This window comes from Cupriavidus sp. SW-Y-13 (assembly GCF_009793345.1).
In the GTDB taxonomy this organism is placed as follows: domain Bacteria; phylum Pseudomonadota; class Gammaproteobacteria; order Burkholderiales; family Burkholderiaceae; genus Cupriavidus.
The window spans coordinates 1,035,789-1,056,587 of the sequence record NZ_WHLX01000001.1 but is presented as its reverse complement, the minus strand read 5'-3'; the positions used below and the strand labels follow the sequence as shown (position 1 = coordinate 1,056,587).

Sequence of the window (20,799 nt, the reverse complement as noted above, 5' to 3'; positions counted from 1 at the left end):
ATCTCCTGCTTCAGCCCGCCGCGCCACGCGCGTGCGCCCGGCTGCGGCGCGCATCGAGTTCATGCGCATGCAACGACGCCAGCGGCCAGCCCTGCAGATGCTGCAAAGCAATATCCGACAGCCCGGCAATCCACACCTCGGAATCATTCATGCATGGAATGAAATGGAAGTCGTTGCCGCCCGCCACGCGGAATTCGGTCTGCCCTTCCATGGCGATTTCCTCCAGCGTCTCGATGCAGTCTGCCGGAAAACCGGGGCAGAACACATCCACCCGCTGCGTGCCGACCTTGCCAAGCTCGGCGAGCGTCGGCGCCGTATAGGGCTGCAGCCATTCGGCCTTGCCGAAACGCGACTGGAAGGTCACCTGATACTGCCCCGGCTGCAAACCCAGCGCCTCGCCCAGCAGCCGGCCGGTCTTCAGGCACTCGCAGTGGTAGGGATCGCCCAGATCCAGCAGCCGGCGAGGCAGACCATGGAAGGACAGGATCAACCGGTCACCCTGCGCGAAATCGGGCACGTCGTGTTGGCGCCAGTAGGCACGCACCTGCTCGTTGAGCGCGCGAATATAGGCTGGATGATCGTGAAAGTGCTTCACAAGCCGGATTTCGGGCTGATTGCGCCATCCCGCCAGGACACGGAACACTTCGTCGAACGCCGTGGCCGTGGTGGTGCCCGAGTACTGGGGATATAGCGGCAGCAGCAGGATCTGCTCCGTGCCCTGCCGGCGCAGCGCCTCCATCACCGATTCGATCGACGGATTGCCGTAGCGCATGGCGCAGGCCACGGTCACCTCATGGCCCAGCTTCTGCATCAGCAGTTGCAGCGCATGGGCCTGCCGTTCGGTGTGGACCAGCAACGGGGAGCCGGTCATATGGGCTTCGCGCAGCCAGATCGACTCATATTTCATGGCCGAGGCGCGCGAACGGAACGGCAGGATCACCCCGTGCAGGATGGGCAGCCACGCCAACCGCGGGATTTCCACCACGCGGGGATCGGACAGGAAGGCTTTCAGGTAGCGCCCCACCGCCTTGGGCGTGGGCGCATCGGGGGTGCCGAGGTTGATCAGCAGGATTGCGGTGCGCGGCGACTGGCCGTGCTGGTATGCCGGTTCAGGCGAAAACGTCATGGGGTGTCCGATTACGACTCCGGGAGCGCCGGGCGATGCCGTGCGAAAGGCTCAAGTCTGATTCTGGCTAAGCGCGCTGGAGAGTAGCCGCGCCGTAATATCGACGATGGGGATCACACGTTCGTACGCCATGCGGGTGGGGCCGATCACGCCGAGCGTGCCGACGATCTGGCCGTCCACCTCGTACGGCGCAGTGATCACGGCCATGTCCTCGATCGGCACCAACTGGCTTTCTCCGCCGATGAAGATCTGCACGCCCTGCGCGTGGCTGGAGACGTCCAGCAATTGCAGCAGGCTGGTCTTGTGCTCGAAGACATCGAACAGCCGGCGCAGCTTGTCCATGCTCGACGACAGGTCCTCCACCTCCAGCAGCTTGCGCTCGCCGGAGATGAACACCTGCTCGTTGTTATCCTCCGCCATCGCGCTGCTACCCGCCTCCACGGCGGCCTGCATCAGCGATGACATGTCACGGCGCAACGCCTGCAACTCCACGCGCAGGTGATCGCGCACCGAGTCGAAGCTCATGCCCGCATAGTGCGCGTTGAAGAAATTGGCGGCCTCGATCAGTTGGGCCGGGGTATAGGACAGCTCGGTCTGGATGATCCGGTTCTGGACGTCACCTTCCGGGCTGACGATGATCAGCAGGATGCGCTTATCCGACAACCGCATGAATTCGACCTGCCGGAACGATTGTGCGCGCCGGGGCGTCATCACCACGCCGGCGAACTGCGACAGGTTCGACAAGGTGTGCGCAGCCGCCGTGATCATGCGCTGGGGTCCAAGCTGCTGGTTGGCCATCTGGCCCTGGATCTGGTCCTTGAGGCCGGCCAGTTCGGCGGGCAGCACCACTTCGCCGTCCAGCGGGCGCGCGGTCAGCATCGCATCGACGAACAGACGATAGCCGCGCGGCGTGGGAATGCGGCCCGCAGACGTGTGCGGGCTGGCGATGAAACCCATTTCCTCGAGGTCCGACATCACATTGCGGATGGTGGCCGGCGACAGGTCCAGCCCCGAGTATCGCGAAAGGGTGCGGGAACCGACCGGCTGCCCTTCGGCGATGTAGCGCTCGATCAGGGTCTTGAGAAGCGTTTTAGAACGTTCGTCCATGATGCCCCGATTCTAATCAAAACTGCGCCGTTCGGGCGGCGTCGCGAGCGCCCACGCCCCGAGGCTGACAATGGTCATGCCGGTATGGTCTAATCCCGCCATGTCTGCCCCCTCAAAGACCAGCGCCCCGCGCGCGCCGTTCAAGACCGTCGCCCTGGTGGGCCGGCATTCGACCGCCGGTATCGAAGGCCCCCTGGAGGAATTGGCGTCCTGTATTTTGCGCAATGGCCAGGATGTGGTGTTCGAGCGCGAGACCGCGCTGGCCACCGGCCTGACCGGCTACCCCGTGCTCACGCCCGAGGAAATTGGCCGCGAGGCCGACGTCGCCGTGGTGCTTGGTGGCGACGGCACGTTGCTCGGCCTTGCGCGCCAGCTGGCCGGCCACGATGTGCCCGTCATCGGCGTGAACCACGGCCGGCTGGGCTTCATGACCGACATCCCTCTGGAGGACGTCACCACCGCCCTGCCTGAAATGCTGTCCGGCCGCTACGAGGCCGAGTCGCGGATGCTGCTCGAATCGCGCGTGATCCGCGACGATACGGTGATTTTCTCCGCGTTGGCGTTCAACGACGTGGTGGTGAACCGTTCGGGTATCTCCGGGATGGTGGAACTGGCGGTCTCGGTCGATGGCAACTTCATGTACAACCAGCGTTCGGACGGCTTGATCGTATCCACGCCCACCGGCTCCACCGCCTACGCGCTGGCCGCTGGCGGCCCGATCCTGCATCCCACGCTGTCCGGCATGGTGCTGGTGCCGATTGCCGCGCACGCACTGTCCAACCGCCCCATCGTATTGCCGCACGATGCCGAGGTCACCATCGAGGTGGCCAGCGCGCGCGATGTCAGTGTCAACTTCGACATGCAGTCTCTGGCGTCGCTGCTGCCTGGGGACCGCATCGTCGTGCGTCGCTCGGCCAAGACCGTGAGCCTGCTGCACCCGGTGGGGTACAACTACTACGCCACGCTGCGCAAGAAGCTGCACTGGCACGAATACCCGACCGAGGACAACCGGCTCTGAGCCGATGCCTCCGGTTCTCCCGTCCAACTCGCCGAATCCTCTACCCAGTTCATAGACGCCCAAGATGCTGCGCAGCCTGTCCATCCGCGATTTTGTCATCGTCGACACCCTCGACCTCGACTTCTCGACCGGCTTCACCGTGTTCACGGGCGAGACCGGCGCGGGCAAGTCGATCCTGATCGATGCGCTGGCGCTGGTGCTGGGCGAGCGTGCCGACGCTGGCATCGTCCGGGAAGGCGCGACCCGCGCGGGTATCGGCGCCACCTTCCGCACGCATCCCGCGCTGGACGCCTGGCTGGCCGAGCGCGAACTGGCTGGCGACGATGATTCTGTGTTGCTGCGCCGGACGGTCGATGCCAGCGGACGCAGCAAGGCGTTCATCAATGGCGCCGCCGCTACGCTGGCCCAGTTACGCGAGGTAGGCGATCAACTCGTGGACATTCACGGCCAGCACGCCCACCAGCAGTTGCTGCGCCCGGACGCCCAGCGTCATCTCTTCGATGCACACGCCGGCCTGAGCGAGCAGGCCGCTGCCGTGGCCGAATCCTGGCGCGCCTGGCGCGTCTGCGTGAAACAGCGAGAGGCCGTGGAGCACCAGTCGCGCGAGATGCAACTGGAACGCGAACGGCTCGAATGGCAGGTCGGCGAACTCGACAAGCTGGCGCCGCAGCCGGGCGAGTGGGACGAGATCCAGTCCGAGTACAACCGCCTTTCGCACGCTGCCGGCCTGATCGACGGCAGCCGCGCCGCGCTCGATGCGCTCTCCGAATCCGATGGTGCCGTAGCCTCGGTGCTCAATGGCGTGGTCCAGCGGTTGCAACAACTGGCGGATGTCGATGTCGCGCTGCGCGATGTTCTGGCCGCACTCGAACCTGCGCTGGTGCAGGTGGAGGAAGCCGCGCACTCGCTGAATCGGTATGTCGACCGGCTCGAACTCGATCCCGAACGCCTGCAGGCCGTGGAAGCACGGATGCAGGCGCTGCACACCACCGCGCGCAAGTACCGGCTACCGCCCGAGCAGTTGGCCGACGAACTGCTGGCGCGCAAGCAGCAACTCGACGACCTGCAGGCCGCGCAGGACATCAACAAGGTGCTGGCTCGCGAAGCTGCCGCACGCGCTGCCTACCTGACGCTGGCCAAGCATCTGTCCGCCGCGCGCAAGGTGGCCGCCGACGCGCTGTCCAGGGCCGTGACCGAGGCGATGCAGGGCCTGTCGATGGCGGGCGGCACGTTCGCCGTGGCGCTGCATCCGCTGGAAGAAGGCCAGAGCCACGGCCTGGAACAGGTGGAGTTCCTCGTCGCCGGCCATGCCGGTGTCAGCGCACGTCCGCTGGCACGCGTGGCGTCGGGCGGCGAGCTCGCACGGATCAGCCTGGCCATCTCGGTGATCACCAGCGAAGCGGCCCCCACTCCAACGCTGATTTTCGACGAGGTGGATACCGGCATCGGCGGCGCCGTGGCCGAAGTCGTGGGCCGGCGCCTGCAGGAACTGGGCCGCGCTCGACAGGTGCTCTGCGTGACCCATCTGCCGCAGGTGGCCGCGCAAGCCGGCACCCACCTGCTGGTCAGCAAGGAAAGCCGCGAGGACAAGGAAGGCGCGGTCACGCGCTCGAAGATCCGCGCGCTGGACGCCGATGGCCGCATCCAGGAAACCGCGCGCATGCTGGGCGGTGCGACGGTAACCGCGACCACTATCCAGCACGCAGAGGAAATGTTGACGCAGGGCGCACGCGCTGCGGCCCTGGCCGCCAACGCGCCCCGCGAAGGCGGCGGCAAGAAGCCGCGCCGGGCGGCCGGCTGAGTCCGGCGGCATGCAATCCGCACACAGGAGTTTCAAACCGATGACCCATGGCAAGCTGCCATCGTTTCCCCGCCAGTTCTCGCGCACGGTGGCCACGGCCGCCTTCGCCGCGCTGGCCATGACCGCCATCTCGGGCTGCGCATCGGAGTCGAAGTCGTTCGCACCGCCGCGCGGTGCCCTCACCAACGACCGCGCGCTGGGCGACATCCTCGTCAAGTTCACGCCACCTGACGTGATGTTGTCCGAAGATGCCGGCAAGCTGCTGGCGGCTATCGAAGGTCCCGCACGTTACGTCGTGAAGCGACCCATGTCCGGTGGCGTGTGGCTGATCACTGCCATCACGACCTCCGGCGATGTGACGATGGATCAGGCCGTGGCGACGCTGAAGGCAGCACCCCGTATCGAATCGGCCACGCCGGACCGCATGCTGAAGCCACACCGGGCACGTCCGACCGGACGAGACATGCCATCCGACATACCGGCCAATTAATCTGCATCCTAAGGTTGGGGTGCCAGATTGCCGATAGCGACGGGTAGCCAACGATGGCTGTCCGCCGCCACTGGAAAGAATGAGCAGGTGCAGTACCGGTATTCCTTAGCAGTTCGTTTCATGCGATCTCCCCAGGAGCCTTGATGCCGTACGAGCCGTCCAATTTCCTTCCGAGGTCCATGCTGCCGGTCCTGCTGCTGGCATTCGGCACCATGCTGGGCCTCCCTTCCGCCGTGCACGCGCAGGCTGATTCCAGCGCCACGGTTCGCCCCACGCCACCGGCTTCCCGATTTACCGGCAACTACATCGTGCGCTGGCGCGATGGCAGCCAGACCGTGGGCACCCAGGCCGACACCACCCGCATGAAGCGCGTGGAATCCAATACGGGGCTGGCCCTCTCGGTCAAGCGGCCGATGGCCGGGACGCTGCAACTGCTGACCGTCAAGGACACGCGAGGCGACGGGCCCGAGGCAGTGGCCAGGCGCCTGCGCAACGATCCGCGCGTGGCCGATGCCGTGCCCGACCGCTGGCTGCAGTTGCACGACACCGTCCCCAACGATACGGAATTCGCCACCAACCAGCGCTACCTCGGCCCGCCCTCGGTGCTGACCGGCGCCGCCAACCTGCCGCGCGCCTGGGACCGCTCTCGCGGCAGCAGCAATATCGTGATCGCCGTGGTGGATACCGGCATCCTGCCCCACCCCGACCTGGCCGGCCGGACCGTGGCGGGCTACGACTTCATCAGCAGCACGACCGTGTCGGTGGACGGCGACGGCCGCGACAGCGACCCGACCGATCCGGGCGATTACGTGCCCACCGGCACCACGTGCTCGGACGGCAGCGGCGCGGCCAACAGCACGTGGCACGGCACGCGCGTGGCCGGCGTCCTGGGCGCGGCCACCAATAACGCCCTGGGCATTGCCGGGGTGGACTGGACGGCCCGGATCCAGCCGGTACGTGTGTCGGGGCGCTGCGGCGCCCTGCTCTCGGATACCGTCGACGGCATGCGCTGGGCGGGCGGCCTGACCGTGCCCGGCGTCCCGGCCAACGCGACACCGGCCAAGATCGTCAACATCAGCCTTGGCGGCGGCAGTTGCTCGTCGATCGAACAGCAGGCCGTCAACGATCTCAACGCGGCCGGCGTGGTCGTAGTGGCGGCGGCAGGCAATTCAGCTGGCGCGGTCGAGGCGCCTGGCGACTGCAGCGGTGTCATCACCGTCACCGCGCACGCCAGCGACGGCGAGAACGCCAGCTATGCGAACGTGGGCCCGCAGGTCGCACTGAGCGCACCGGGGGGCGGCTGCGGCAACTCCAAGGTCATCACGTCGGGTGGCACCACCACCTGCGCCTCCACCACGCCGCTCTACATCACCACGCTGACCAATGCCGGCGCGGCATCACCGGGTGCGTACGCGATCTCCTACACCTCGGCGGGCACCAGCTTCGCCGCACCGATGGTCTCGGGCGTCGCCGCGATGATGCTGGCCGTCAATCCCGCCCTGACCCCGGCCCAGGTCACCGCCGTGCTGAAATCCTCGGCACGCGCGCATCCCGCCAATACGTATTGCACGGCTTCAGGGAACTCCGGGAAATGCGGCGCCGGCTTGCTCGACGCCGACGCTGCGCTGGCGCTGGCGCCGAACCCGCCTGCTACGGCAAGCACGGCGACCTCATCCGGTAGCGGAGATACCAGTGGAGGTGGTGGAGGTGGTGGCGGTGCATTCGCACCGTGGAGTGCGATGGTGTTGCTGGGGATTGGGTTCGTGGGCTTCGTGACGCGGCGGCGGGGGTAGTCGATCAGCTTTCGATCCCGATCGCTGCGTCGCTCCCCTCTGCCGCCGGTCTTGCTCCCCTCTCCCACTTGTGGGAGAGGGGAGCAAACCAGTGGGAGAGGGGGAAACAATTGTTGGCTCAGGGGCCTGTCAGTTTTTTTGTGTGCAGGACAGCTAGAGGCTTGCCGGTCGAATGGATTGGCAAGCCTGCATTCTCTCAGAGGTGCGGGTGGGTAAATCGGTCTTCGTACAACACTGCGAACTGATTCATGGCCGCCTTCCAGTCATGCGTTGCCATCCCCCATTTTCCAGTGATGTTGCGCAGGGCCAGCCACAACAGCTTGGTGGCAGCTTCGTCGCTGGGGAAGTGGCCTCGGGTCTTGATGATCTTGCGTAGCTGCGCGTTGATGCTTTCGATGGCATTCGTCGTGTAGATGATCTTGCGGATCGCCGGCGGGAATGCAAAGAATGGAATGACCTGATCCCAAGCCCGGCGCCAGGCAGCCGGGATCGGTGTGTACCGCTGTCCCCATTGCCCTTGCTCAAAGGCTGCCAACTCGGCCATGGCCGCTTCCGCGCTGGGCGCCGTGTAGATCGGTTTGAGCGCTGCGGCCACCGCCCGACGGTCCTTCCACCCTGCGTAGTCCAGGCTGCCCCGGATCAGATGCACGATGCAGGTCTGCAGCGTGGTGTTCGGGAATACGGCGTTTAACGCGGGCTCCATGCCCTTGAGGCCGTCGGTCACCGCAATCAGGATGTCCTGCGTGCCGCGCGTTTTAAGATCGTTGAAGACCTTCATCCAGAACTTGGCGCCCTCGGTGGTTTCGATCCATAGGCCAAGGATGTCGCGCGTCCCATCGGGCAAGACGCCGAGCGCCAGATAGACGGCCTTGTTGCGCACCACGCCGTCCTCGCGCATCTTGACCCGCAGGGCATCGAAGAACACCACCGGGTACATGATCTCGAGCGGACGGCCCTGCCATGCCGTGATCTCCTCCATCACCGAGTCGGTCACCGAGCTGATGAACTCGGGCGAAACCTCGGTGCCGTACTGCTCGACCAAAAACGCCTGAATCTCGCGAACCGTCATGCCGCGGGCGTACATGGCGATGATCTTGTCATCGAACCCCGTGAAGCGCCGCTCGTGCTTGGGGATCAAGATCGGAGCGAAGCTGCCATCCCGATCGCGCGGGATGTCCAGGCGCAGCGGCCCGTCCTCGGTCAGCACCGTCTTGGCACTCTTGCCGTTGCGCTGATTGGTTGTCTCTGCCGGGCGCTCGGTACCGGCTGGATAGCCCAGGTGATGGCCCAGTTCGGCACCCAGCGCACGCTCGATCAGCGCCTTCTTGAACGCCATGGCCGCATCCTGCACCGCCTCGGCGGTCATCGGGCCTTTGACGAATTGATCAATTAATTCCTTCGGGATGGCGGGCAATTCCCGCAATGGGGCTTTCGGTTTGCGTGGCATACATGCTCCTTAACGACATGTTATGCCCTACACACAAAATTCCTGACAGGCCCTGGCTCAGCGTCCCCGCCTCCCCCACCACTCCCCCAGCAACCAGCACCCCAACCCCGCCATCGCACCCGCCGCGTGCGCGCCGCGCACGACGCCGAACCCCCATGAGGGATCGAACACGATGGCGGCCAGCCACGATTGTTCCAGCCAGACTTTGCCGAGCACGATGACACAGGTCACCACGCCGATCACGCGCGACCAGCCGGCTTCTTGCAGCAGCCTCAGCGCCACCCAGAGCGCCAGTCCATGCGCGGCGCCCGAGAGTCCGCCATACCAGCCCACGGCCGGCATGCGCAGCAGCGCCACCTGAGCGATCAGTCCGCAGATCACCAGCACGGCCAGCATCTCGCGCACGCGTGCAACCCGGCCTGCCAGCAGCAGCAAACCGACGGTCGCCGCCACATCGGACAGGTAGTGCTGCCAGCCCAAATGCACCCACATCGCGGTCACGATGCGCCACCACTGGCCGTCGATGCGTACCGCGTCGCGCAGGTACAGCCCGTGGGCGTGCAGCCAGGGGACGAATGTGAATGCCGCGGCCAGCGCGGCCACACTTGCCGTTGTAGCGAGCATCGCCGGCCACGACGGCAGGCGAACAGGCTTTGGCGGCGCCTCCGCCGACACCTCAGCCCGCACCGAACACCGCGTGCCAGAGCGCCCGCACCGGGGCCACCTGCTCGCTGACGCTGTCAGGCGGCACGCGCGCCTGATCGTGGCCGTCGAGCCGCAGCTTGTGCTGGCGGGCGCGGAACAGCCGGTAAGCGTCGCCCACGGCCAGCGCCAGGCCGGCATCGATCAGGTTCAGTACCCCGGCCATGCGCAGCAGCGCGATATTGCCCGCGTTACGCGTCAGTTCTGGATGTGCGCCGCTGTGCAGCAGCACCAGGTATTGCACCGTGAACTCGATATCGACCATGCCGCCGCGATCGTGCTTCAGGTCGAACAAGTCGGTCGGATTCGGATGGCCCTCGGCCACCTTGGCGCGCATCTGCACGATTTCCTCGCGCAGCGCGGCGGCATCGCGCGGCTGGCGCAGGATCTCGTCGCGCAGGTCTTCGAAGCGATTGCCGATCTCGCGGTCGCCGGCGCCGAAGCGCGCGCGCGTCAGCGCCTGATGTTCCCAGACCCACGCGGTGTTGTCGCCCTCGCGCAACTGATAACGGCGGAACGCATCGAAGCTCGTCACCAGCAGCCCCGCCGCGCCGTTGGGCCGCAGGCGCGTATCCACATCGAACAGCATCCCCGCCGCCGTATGGCTCGTGAGCCAGGTGATCAGCCGCCGGGCGTAGGCTGCGTAGACATCGGGCGCGCGCTCGTGGTCGTCGTCGTAGAGAAAGATGATGTCAAGGTCGGATGCATAGCCCAGTTCCTTGCCACCAAGCCGGCCGTAGGCGATCACCGCGAAGCGCGGGTTGTCGCAATGGCGCGTGGCCAGTTGCCGCCACACAGCCTGCATGGTGACTTCCAGCATCGCATCGGCAAGGTCGGATAGCCGGTCGGCCACCTGCTCCACCGTGAGCATGCCGCGCAGGTCCTGCAGCAGGATGCGGAACGTCTCGGCATGGTGTTCACGGCGCAGGATGTCCATCTGCGTCTCGACCTGTCCGTCCGAGGCATGCAGCCGCTCGGCCAGCCGCTCGCGGAAAGCCGCCCAGTCCGGCGCGGCGGCGAGCGCGTCGCTGTCCAGCAGTTCGTCGAGCAATTGCGGATGGCGCGTCAGGTAGGCGGCCGCCCAGCGCGACGCGTGAAGTGTCTGCGCCACGCGGTCCATCGCCTGGGGGTACTCGGACAGCAGCGACAGATACGATGCGCGCCGGCTGATCGCATCGAGAAAGTCCAGAAAACGGGTAATCGTGCTGTCGGCATCGTCCTGCCTGGCCGCGAGGTCCAGCGCGCGGTTCACCAGTTGGTCGAAGCGGTTGCGGCTCGATTCCGACAGCGCGCGATACCGCATCGACGATCCAATCGCGCGCAGCCGGTCGTACAGCCCCGTGCAATCGCTGAAGCCTGCGGCCTGCAACGCCTGGCATGGCGACGATTGCGGATCGGTCTCGTCGTCCGGGCTGGCCTGCGCCGCGCGCGATGCCATTTCCTCGCGCACCAGTGCCGGCCACAGCGGCTCGCTCTGGGCCGCGCCGTCTTCCGCGAACGGATCGGCGAAGGTGGCTTCGAACTGCTGGGCCACCGGTGCCATCAACGTGTTCATCAGCGCCACCAGCGCGTCCCAGTTCTCGCAGCCCATCATCAGGGCTACGGCCTGGCGTTCCTCGTCGGACGTGGGCAGGTGGTGCGTCTGCGCATCGTCACGATACTGGAGCCGGTGTTCGAGCTGGCGCAGGAAACGGTAGGCATCGGCCAGCTCGCCGGCCTGACCCGTGGGCAGCAGGTTGCGCGCCACGGCTACATCCAGCACTTCCAGCGTCGGACGCACGCGCAGCGCCGGGTCCTGTCCGCCGCGGATCAACTGGAACACCTGCGCCATGAACTCGATCTCGCGGATGCCGCCACGGCCCAGTTTGATGTTGAAGGATTTCTGGTTCACGCCATGGCCGGCCAGCCCACCGCTGCGCTTGGCGGCCTCCGAACGGATCTGCCCGTGCAGCGCGCGGATGGCGGCAATCACGCCGTAGTCCAGGTAGCGGCGGAACACGAACGGCGTGGTCAGTCGCCCCAGCAGCGCGGCGGCCCGTTCCGCGTGCGGAGTGTCGATGGCCGAGACCACCCGACCCTTGATCCACGCGTAGCGCTCCCACTCGCGGCCCTGTACGACCAGGTATTCCTCCAGCATGCCAAAGCTGCAGACCAGCGGCCCGGCGTCGCCGTTGGGGCGCAGCCGCATGTCCACGCGGAACACGTAGCCGTCGCCGGTCACCTCGGACAGCAGCGTGATCAGCCGCCGTCCCAGCCGGATGAAGTATTCGTGGTTCGACAGGCTGCGCTTGCCGCCCTGGGTGTCGCCGTCCTCGTCGTAGAGAAAGATCAGATCGATGTCCGACGACACGTTGAGTTCGCGCCCGCCGAGCTTGCCCATGCCCACCACCACCAGCTCCTGCACTTCTCCGCTCTGCGCGCCGGTGGGCTGGCCATAAGTCGCCGCCAGATCGTCGCCGAGTATACGCAAGCCATGCTGCACGGATAGTTCGGCCAGGTCCGTCATCGCCCCGGTGATCTCCCCCAGCGTGGCCAGGCCGCGCAGGTCGCGCTCGATCAGCGTGCACATCACCTCGGCCCGCAGGCGGCGCAGTGCCTGTGCGGCAACGGCCTCCGCATCGGCGGAAGGGACTTGCAGGGCGTGGAGGCGCTCCACCATCCAGTCGCGCGAAACCGGGCCAATCGCCGCTTCGGCCACCACGCCGGACATGCCGGCGCGCGCGGACATCACGCGGCGCGCGTAATGGGAGTACGCCGCCGAGTACAATACGTGGCCTTCGGATTCGACCGGGGCCAAGCCCTGCGCCGAAACGGTGGCGAAGGCCCCCTGGGCCATGCTGCCGATCGGGCCGGCGGCCCCTTCGAGGGTGGGATTCGATGTGGTGCCGGCGCCATCCTGCATGCGCTGCGGGTCAGTCGGTGCCAGCGGATGGCCCGCGGCGGAACTCGTCGGATCAGGGACAGTCATTCCAGTAACTTTTGCATGTTGGGCAGGCGCCGCGAACAAAGTGGCGACGCTTGCCTGCACCACTTTGGAGAGCGGCTAGTATTGTCGGATAATCTGCGCATGTCCAGCCGCCCCACCGCCCCTCACGACGGTTCCGCGCCCCCTGGCGCGGCTGCCGACGGAGCCGCCGCGGGCGCCGCCGCTTCTTCTGCTTCCCCAGCATCCGCCTTGCGTCCCGCATCAAGCCGTGGCCGACGCGCGGCGGCACTCGTCCGTGCCCTGCTCGGCGGCAGTTGGCGCAACCTCGTGGCAGCCATGCGGCATCCAGCCTGGAGCCGGCTCTGGCGCGTGCTGGTCCGCACCGTCCTGGCCCTGGTGGCGCTGGCCGTGGTCGCCGTGCTGCTGATCCGCTTCGTACTCTGGCCGCAGGCCCATACGGCCCGCCAGTGGCTGGAGCGCGAGGGCTCCTCGGCGCTGTCGGCCCAGCTCACCATCGGCCAGCTCGACACCTATTGGGACGGCTGGCACCCAGCCTTCCGCGCCAGCGACGTGCGCGCCGTGGATCGCCAGCAACGCACGCTGCTGGCCGCCGGCTCGCTGCAGGGCAAGCTGTCCTGGCAGTCGGTGCCCACCATGGCGCTGCAGTTCGCCAGCCTGACCGCCGACCGCACCGATGTGCTGATCCGCCGTACGCGCGAGGGCCACCTGCTTGTGGCCGGCGTGCAAGTGGATGCCAACAAGCGCAGCGACGACAACGATCCGTTCCTGAACTGGCTGCTCTCGCAGGGCCATATCGATCTGGTCAGCGGCAACCTGCGCTGGCTTGACGAGAAAGCCGGGCTGCCACAGCTCGACGTGGCCGACATCCACTTCACGTCCCAGCGCCGGGGTGCCCAGCACACGCTGAGGCTGGAGGCGCGCAGCGAATCGCTGGCACCCCAACCGCTGACGGTGCAGACAACGCTGCGGCACGACTACCTCTATGGCGCCGGCAACTGGCAGCACTGGACCGGCCAGGCCAACTGGCAGTTCAACCAGGTACAGCTTCCGGTGGTGCAGCGCTATCTGGCGATCTTCGACAACGTGCGCAGCGGCGTCTTCAGCACCGACGGCACGGTCGATTTCCGGGGGGGCCATGTATTGCGCAGCCAGACACGGATGCGCGCCTCGGGCGTGGACCTGCACCTGTCCGGCGCACCGGAGCCGCTGCGTCTGTCCAACGCCCAGGCGCTGCTGCTACATGGCGGCGACCGCAACGGCAACAACACGCTGACCATCGACACCCTGCTCTGGCAGACCGAGCCGCTGGCAGGCCCGCCGTCCAACGCAGACGCCTCGTGGCGCGAGGGCATGCGCAAGGTCACGATCTCGTGGACGCGCGACGACGCTGGCCAGCTGCGCAAGTTCGGGCTGAAGGCGCCGACTTTCGACCTGAACACGCTCCGGGCGATGGCCGCGTCCATGCCGCTGGACATGGCCGTGCTGCGACAGTTGCGCGCACTGCAGCCCGCTGGCCACATCGATAATCTCGACGTGGCATGGTCACGCGAGCGCGCCGGCATGCTGACACGCGCCCCCGGCACGCCGCATTACACGGTGCAAGGCACGCTGCGCAACGTGTCGGTCAACAGCCAGCCGGCCGTCCCGGCCGTGGGACCCGACGGCAAACCGCATACGGGTACGCCGGGGTTCACGCAGTTGTCGGGCACCTTCAGCTTCGACGATCGCCAAGGCACGGCCCGGGTGGACAGCAGCGGCGCCTCGATCAGCTTCCCAGGCGTATTCGACGATCCGCGCGTACCGTTCGACACCCTGCGCGGCGAGGTACGCTGGACGCACGAAAACGACCATCTGGTGGTGCGCACGCCGGGCATCCAGTTCGCCAACGCCGACACCGCCGGCAGCGTACGCGGCAGTTGGCAGACCGGTGGCGACGGGAAGAGCGGCATCGCGGACCTGAGCGGGCAGCTGGACCGCGCAATGGCCAATCGCATTCCGCGCTACCTCCCCACGACGATGCCCGCCACGCGGCACTACCTGGAAGGCGCGCTCGTGGGCGGCGAAGCCCACGACGTGAAATTCCTGGTCAAGGGCGACCTGCATCACTTTCCGTTCCACCCGCCATTTGCGCGCGCTGGCGACTTCCGCGTGGAAGTGCCGGTGCGCAACGTGAGCTACCAGATCGCCCCGCACGAGACGGGCCCGAACGTCGGCGGCGCCGCGCCCGGCACGGCCGCCACGGGTAACGGTGGCACGGCGTGGCCTGACTTCACGGACATCACGGGCAACCTGCTGTTCGAGCGCAGCAAGATGTCGTTCGTGGCCAGGCAAGCCACGGTACGCGGTATTCCCGGGGTCACGCTGCGCGACGTCAACGGCCAGATCGACGACCTGAGCGATCACGGCCACCTGCAACTCGACGGCGCGGCCACCGGCCTGGTGCAGTCGTTCCTGCGCTACGTAGCCGTCACGCCCGTCAAGGGCTGGACCGGCAACATCACGGAAAATGCGCGCGCGCCTGGCCACGGTGAACTGAAGCTCAAGCTCGACCTGCCGCTGAGCCACGCGGCCGGCTCGAAGGTCAACGGCGAATTCCGCTTCCCCGGCAACGATGTCACGCTGATCCCGGAACTGCCCCCACTCTACGGCGCCACGGGCGCTGTTGCGTTCGACGAACACGGTTTCCAGCTCAACGGCGTGCGCGGCCGGTTCCTGGGCGGCGAGACGCGCATCGCGGGCGGCACGCAGCCGGACGGCACCACGCACGTGACCGTCGGCGGTACCGCCACGGCACAGGGGCTGCGCGAGGTGCTGGGCGCGGGACTGGGCGCTCGCGTCGAAGGCACCACGCCCTACTCCGCCGTGATCGGCGTGCGCGAGAAGCATCTGCAAGTGCAGGTATCGTCCGAACTGAATGGACTCGCGCTCAACCTGCCAGCGCCGCTTGGCAAGACCGCCGGACACGACTTGCCGCTGCGCATGGAACTGCGACCGGTGGCGGCGCGCGCGGGACTCGACGAACTGTCGATCCAGCTGGGCAGCGCCAACAGCGCCCGCTACCTGCTGCGCCGGGGCGAGAGCACCGACGTCATTTCCGGGGGCATCGGCCTGGGACAGGCGGCGCCCCAACCGACCAATGGCGTGGCGATGGCGGTCAGCGCCGAACGGCTCGACGTGGATGCCTGGCGCAGCCTTCTCGACACGTCCGGTGAAGAGCGCAAGCCCGGTAGCGAAGTGGATCGTTCATCGCCGTTCCTGCCCGAGCGGATCAATGTCCGGACGAAGACGCTCGATGCCTTCGGCCGCAGCATCGATGACGTATCGATCGAGGCCAACCGGCAGGCCGGCGGCTGGAACCTGCAGATGGGTTCGCGCCAGATCACCGGCAACGGCCAGTGGCGCCGCGATGCCAGCAGCCCGGCGGGCCAGCTCACGGTACGGCTGTCGCACCTGGACGTTCCGGATTCAACCGACGACGGCCACATGACCGACGCCATCACGCGCAGCGTCGAGGAAATGCCGGCATTGGACCTCGCCGTGGAGAAGTTCGTGCTGCACGGCCGCGATTTCGGCAAGCTCGAGGTCAAGGCCCATACCAGTCACACCGAGAATCAGCCCGTCTGGACGCTGGACAGCCTGACCATCGAACAACCCGGTGCCACACTGACCGGCAACGGTAGCTGGCGCCTGCCGCGCCGGCTGCGCGAGGCGGCCGCCCAGGGGGCGGCATCGCCTACCGAGGGCCGCCGCACCCTGCTGAACTTCAAGCTGGATATCCGCAATGCCGGAGATGTGCTGGACCGCATGGGCATGGCCCACACGGTGCGCGACGGCAAGGGCTCGCTCGAAGGGCGGATCGCATGGCGCGGCTCGCCCATGTCGATCGACTATCCGACGCTGACCGGCAAGCTGAACCTGCAACTCGAGAACGGCCAGATCCTGAGCGTGGACCCGGGCGCGGCGCGGCTGCTGGGTGTGTTGAGCCTGCAGAGCCTGCTGCGCTTTGCCACACTGGACTTCCGCTCGGTGACCAGCAAGGGCATCGTTTTCGACGATATCAGCGGCTCCGGGACCATCGAGAACGGGGTGGGCCGGACCGACGACTTCCGCTTCAAGGGCAGCCAGGTCATGGCGTCGATGCGCGGCACGGCCGACCTGCTGCACGAGACCCAAGACCTGAACGTGGACGTGACGCCGCGCATCAACGCCACCACCACGTCGGTGGCCGCCGCCTTCATCAATCCGGTGCTCGGCATCGGCACGCTGGCCGCGCAACTGCTGTTTGCGGACGAGTTCTCCAAAGTGTTCACGCAGCACTACCACGTGAGCGGCTCGTGGGCCGACCCCAAGGTGACGAAAACGGAGGACAATGAGCCGCGCCGCGCACCGATCCTGGATCGCTCGGGGGTCTATCCCCGCTAGGCCACCCCGGACAGCCTTCCCACGCTCTGCCGCCACCTCCGACGCCACAGGAAACACGATGACCGCCAGTTCGCCGAGTGCATCCACGCAACCGTTTCACGTGGCCGCCATCCAGACCGTGACGGGCACCTCGCTCGACGACAACCTCGCCCGCGCCGACGCGCTGATCGCCGAGGCCGCGCGAGGTGGCGCCCAGTTGGTGCTGCTGCCGGAATACTTCTGCATGATGGGACGTCACGAATCGGACAAGGTCGCGATTCGCGAGCAGGATGGCGACGGCCCGGTGCAGAGGTTCCTGACGGATGCGGCACGCCGCCATCGCCTGTGGATCGTCGGCGGCACCCTGCCGATGTGGTGCGGCGACGACAAGCGCGTCTACAACACGTCTCTGGCCTTCGACCCGCACGGCAAGCGCGTGGCGCGCTACGACAAGATCCACCTGTTCGGCTTCAAGAAAGGCACCGAAGACTACGACGAATCGCGCACGATCCTGGCCGGCAAGACGCCGGTGTCATTCGATGCACCGTGCGGCCGTGTGGCGATGTCAGTCTGCTATGACCTGCGCTTCCCCGAGCTGTATCGCGGTTTGGCTGCAGGCAAGGGAGGGCCGGGCCTGAGCTTGATTCTGATGCCTGCCGCCTTCACCTACACCACAGGGCAGGCGCATTGGGAAATCCTGCTGCGCGCCCGCGCCATCGAGAACCAGTGTTATGTGCTTGCGGCAGCACAAGGCGGCAAGCACGAGAACGGCCGGCGCACCTGGGGCCACTCGATGCTGGTGGACCCGTGGGGCGAGTTGATGGGGGTGTTGCCGGAGGGTGAAGGCGTGGTGTCGGGCGTCATCGATCCGGCCCGGCTGGCCGAGGTGCGCCAGAACCTGCCGGCGCTGCGCCATCGCGTGCTGTAGGATTGACGACATTAACGATTGCATGCCGCCGTGGCCTGGGTGCCACGGGGTGATAGACCAAGGAAAATCATGAACGCCGGAGATCTCGGAATCCGCAACCTGGCCACCGCGCAACAACTGCTGCTGGCACCGTACGGTCTCGACGAGGCCAAGCTCCAGCGCGTGCTGGCCGATATCTTCACGCACAAGGTGGATTACGCCGACCTGTACTTCCAGCACACGCGCAACGAGGCGTGGAGCCTGGAGGAAGGCATCGTCAAGTCGGGCAGCTTCAGCATCGACCAGGGCGTGGGCGTGCGTGCCGTGTCGGGTGACCGCACGGCATTCGCCTACTCGGACGACATCAGCCTGGCTGCGCTGTCGCAGGCTGCGGCAGCCACGCGCACCATCGGCAAGAGCGGCAGCGGCCGCATCAAGGTGGCCGGTTCGCTGGCCTCGCAAACGGGCCGCAACCTCTATACCCCGAACGATCCGCTCGATTCCATGACGGCCACCGAAAAGGTAGCGCTGCTGGAAAAGATCGAGAAGATGGCGCGCGCCAAGGACCCGCGCGTCGTGCAGGTCATGGCCGGTCTGGCGGGCGAATACGACGTGGTGCTGGTGGCGCGCAGCGACGGCGTGATCGCCGCCGACGTGCGTCCGCTGGTGCGCGTGAGCGTGACGGTCATCGCCGAGCAGAATGGCCGTCGCGAGGTGGGTTCGTCGGGCGGCGGCGGCCGATACGCCTACGGCTATTTCACCGACGCTCTGCTGCGCCAGTACGTGGATGAAGCCGTGTCGTCGGCCCTGGTCAACCTGGAAGCACGCCCGGCCCCGGCCGGCGCGATGACCGTGGTGCTCGGCCCGGGCTGGCCCGGCGTGCTGCTGCACGAAGCCGTGGGCCACGGCCTGGAAGGCGACTTCAACCGCAAGGGCTCGTCGGCCTTCGCGGGTCGCATGGGCGAGCGTGTGGCGGCCAAGGGCGTGACGGTGGTGGACGACGGTACGATCGCCAACCGCCGGGGTTCGCTGAACCTCGACGACGAAGGCAATCCGACGCAGTGCACCACGCTGATCGAGGACGGCATCCTGACCGGCTTCATCCAGGACACGCTGAACGCGCGCCTGATGAAGATGCCCGTCACCGGCAACGCGCGCCGCGAAAGCTACGCCGCCCTGCCGATGCCGCGCATGACCAACACCTACATGCTGAACGGCGACAAGGACCCGGCGGAAATCCTCGCCAGCGTGAAGCACGGCCTCTACGCCGTGAACTTCGGCGGCGGCCAGGTCGATATCACCAACGGCAAGTTCGTGTTCTCGGCCAGCGAGGCCTACATGATCGAAGACGGCAAGATCACGTACCCGGTCAAGGGCGCCACGCTGGTCGGCAACGGCCCGGAATCACTCAAGGACGTGACGATGATCGGCAACGACATGCGCCTGGACTCGGGTGTGGGCGTGTGCGGCAAGGAAGGCCAGAGCGTGCCGGTGGGCGTGGGGCAACCGACGCTGCGGATTGAAAACATGACGGTGGGCGGGACGGCTTAAGGCCTCTCTCTTCCCAATCGCTCTGTTTGCTCCCCTCTCCCGCGCGCGGGAGAGGGGTCGGGGGTGAGGGCCAGCAGTGCAATTTGCGACTGAACGGCAAGCAGAGCCTCGTTTCCCTCACCCCCAGCCCCTCTCCCGCCTTGCGGGAGAGGGGAGAAAACCTCCCCTACGCCTTCACCTCATAAACCAGATTGAACGGCGTCTGCGCCGCCCGTCTGAACTTCCCGAATCCCCCCTGCTCCGTGACGCCGCGCATGCGCGCTTCCCCTGCCTGCGCGCCGAGGCACATCGCACCTTCCTGCGCGCGCGAACCCGGCGTGCAGATAAACGTCGAGGCGGAATAGAACACGCGTCCCACGGGATTGAGATTGTCCTGAAGGCTGTCGTTCGCAAACGGCTCGACGATCATCCAGCAGCCATCCGGTTTCAGTGACTGACGGATATGGCGCGCGGCGCCCACCGGATCACCCATGTCGTGGAGGCAGTCGAACACGGCAACCAGGTCGTAGTCGGTCCCCGGGAAATCCTTGGCGGAGGCCACCTCGAACGAAACGCGGTCACCCACGCCAGCGCGGCGCGCGGCATCGGTCGCGTAGCGGATCGACGGCTCGTGATAGTCGAAGCCCCGGAAGGTCGCGTTCGGAAACGCCTGCGCCATGATGATCGTCGATGCGCCGTGCCCGCACCCGACATCTGCCACCTTGGCGCCAGCTTTGAGCCGCGCTGCCATGCCTTCGAGCGCCGGAATCCATTCGCCGACCAGATGCGCCGCGTAGCCGGGCCGGAAGAATCGCTCCGTGCCGTGGAACAGCGAAGGGTCGTGCTCGTGCCAGCCGAGACCACGACCATTGCGGAAGATATCAAGCATGCGCGGAATCGCGCGGAATTGCGCCACCGCGATCTGGAACGCGCCGGGGATGAATGCCGGACTTCCTTCCTGCGCCAGCGCGAACGCCTGCTCTTCCGTCAACGAGAAGGTATCGCGAGCGGCGTCGTATTCCACGTAGCCACTCGCGGCCTGTGCGGATAGCCATTCTCGTAGATAGCGTGGATCGGTTTTCGTTTTCTCGGCAAGGGTATCGGCGCTCATCGGCTTTTCGGCCAGCGCCTTGTACAAACCCAGTTCATCGCCCACCACTACCGTGGCCGCGTGCATCACCGCGCCCAGATCCTGGACGAACTGTCCCATGAAGGCATCGAGCCTCGCTTCATCGATTGGCATGATCGCTCCCCACTGCTGAATTCTTGTTCGGCACTCGGGCAAACCCGGTACACGATTCCAATATAGGCAGGCGAAACGCTCTGCATTCGCTTAAATGCGATGCAGTTGCCGCTTGCAAGCACTCTGGAAAAGCGATATAAAGATGCTTCGTTGCTACGCGCGTGGCGATTGCACCCCCTCCTTTCCCGGATCGGGGCGCAATAAAATGCCTTTCGATTACGCGCCGCAGCATAAATGTCACGCATCCGCGTAAAACCGACACAAGCTGACCCTAGCCGCTCCGATTT

13 protein-coding genes are annotated in these 20,799 nt (G+C 66.5%); 7 read left to right on the top strand and 6 right to left on the bottom strand.

The features are described 5' to 3' along the window. Positions 1 to 10: 10 nt before the first annotated feature. Both hemH and hrcA read right to left on the bottom strand, forming a co-directional pair. Positions 11 to 1,126, bottom strand: a complete 1,116-nt coding sequence (gene hemH, locus GA566_RS04830; RefSeq protein WP_160471837.1) for a ferrochelatase — start codon at positions 1,124 to 1,126, stop codon at positions 11 to 13. 51 nt (positions 1,127 to 1,177) lie between these two features. Then, positions 1,178 to 2,233 (bottom strand): heat-inducible transcriptional repressor HrcA, encoded by a 1,056-nt coding sequence (hrcA, locus tag GA566_RS04825; RefSeq protein ID WP_137926785.1) that lies wholly within the window; start codon positions 2,231 to 2,233, stop codon positions 1,178 to 1,180. Between the two features lie 100 nt (positions 2,234 to 2,333). Between hrcA and GA566_RS04820 the strand changes: the two genes are divergently transcribed. The 4 genes from GA566_RS04820 to mprA all read left to right on the top strand — a co-directional run bounded on the left by GA566_RS04820 (position 2,334) and on the right by mprA (position 7,335). Continuing rightward, positions 2,334 to 3,251 (top strand): NAD kinase, encoded by a 918-nt coding sequence (locus GA566_RS04820; protein WP_137926784.1) that lies wholly within the window; start codon positions 2,334 to 2,336, stop codon positions 3,249 to 3,251. A gap of 64 nt (positions 3,252 to 3,315) precedes the next feature. Further along, on the top strand, positions 3,316 to 5,052 hold the full coding sequence (gene recN, locus GA566_RS04815; protein WP_160471835.1) for a DNA repair protein RecN: 1,737 nt from the start codon (positions 3,316 to 3,318) through the stop codon (positions 5,050 to 5,052). A 40-nt stretch (positions 5,053 to 5,092) separates the two neighbouring features. Next, positions 5,093 to 5,542, top strand: a complete 450-nt coding sequence (locus tag GA566_RS04810) for a hypothetical protein (RefSeq protein ID WP_160471834.1) — start codon at positions 5,093 to 5,095, stop codon at positions 5,540 to 5,542. 179 nt (positions 5,543 to 5,721) lie between these two features. Next, positions 5,722 to 7,335 (top strand): MprA protease, GlyGly-CTERM protein-sorting domain-containing form, encoded by a 1,614-nt coding sequence (gene mprA / locus GA566_RS04805; protein WP_160471832.1) that lies wholly within the window; start codon positions 5,722 to 5,724, stop codon positions 7,333 to 7,335. 196 nt (positions 7,336 to 7,531) lie between these two features. Here the strand turns inward: mprA and GA566_RS04800 are convergent, their stop codons facing one another. The 3 genes from GA566_RS04800 to glnE are packed head-to-tail and all read right to left on the bottom strand — an operon-like array spanning position 7,532 to position 12,452. After that, positions 7,532 to 8,782: an IS256 family transposase gene (locus tag GA566_RS04800; protein WP_160471830.1), complete on the bottom strand. Its 1,251-nt coding sequence runs from the start codon at positions 8,780 to 8,782 to the stop codon at positions 7,532 to 7,534. Positions 8,783 to 8,839: 57 nt separating this feature from the next. After that, a complete protein-coding gene (gene rrtA / locus GA566_RS04795; protein ID WP_160471828.1) occupies positions 8,840 to 9,406 on the bottom strand; it encodes a rhombosortase in 567 nt (188 codons plus the stop codon). A gap of 52 nt (positions 9,407 to 9,458) precedes the next feature. Beyond that, a complete protein-coding gene (glnE, locus tag GA566_RS04790; RefSeq protein WP_160471826.1) occupies positions 9,459 to 12,452 on the bottom strand; it encodes a bifunctional [glutamate--ammonia ligase]-adenylyl-L-tyrosine phosphorylase/[glutamate--ammonia-ligase] adenylyltransferase in 2,994 nt (997 codons plus the stop codon). A 99-nt stretch (positions 12,453 to 12,551) separates the two neighbouring features. Here glnE and GA566_RS04785 point away from each other — a divergent pair, with 99 nt between their 5' ends. The 3 genes from GA566_RS04785 to tldD all read left to right on the top strand — a co-directional run bounded on the left by GA566_RS04785 (position 12,552) and on the right by tldD (position 19,290). Then, on the top strand, positions 12,552 to 16,853 hold the full coding sequence (locus GA566_RS04785) for a YhdP family protein (RefSeq protein WP_160471825.1): 4,302 nt from the start codon (positions 12,552 to 12,554) through the stop codon (positions 16,851 to 16,853). A gap of 58 nt (positions 16,854 to 16,911) precedes the next feature. Continuing rightward, on the top strand, positions 16,912 to 17,760 hold the full coding sequence (locus tag GA566_RS04780) for a carbon-nitrogen hydrolase family protein (RefSeq protein WP_160471823.1): 849 nt from the start codon (positions 16,912 to 16,914) through the stop codon (positions 17,758 to 17,760). A 69-nt stretch (positions 17,761 to 17,829) separates the two neighbouring features. Then, positions 17,830 to 19,290, top strand: coding sequence for a metalloprotease TldD (gene tldD, locus GA566_RS04775; protein ID WP_137928025.1), 1,461 nt, complete (start codon positions 17,830 to 17,832; stop codon positions 19,288 to 19,290). A gap of 166 nt (positions 19,291 to 19,456) precedes the next feature. Here the strand turns inward: tldD and GA566_RS04770 are convergent, their stop codons facing one another. Beyond that, on the bottom strand, positions 19,457 to 20,512 hold the full coding sequence (locus GA566_RS04770; RefSeq protein WP_137928024.1) for a class I SAM-dependent methyltransferase: 1,056 nt from the start codon (positions 20,510 to 20,512) through the stop codon (positions 19,457 to 19,459). Positions 20,513 to 20,799 lie beyond the last annotated feature (287 nt).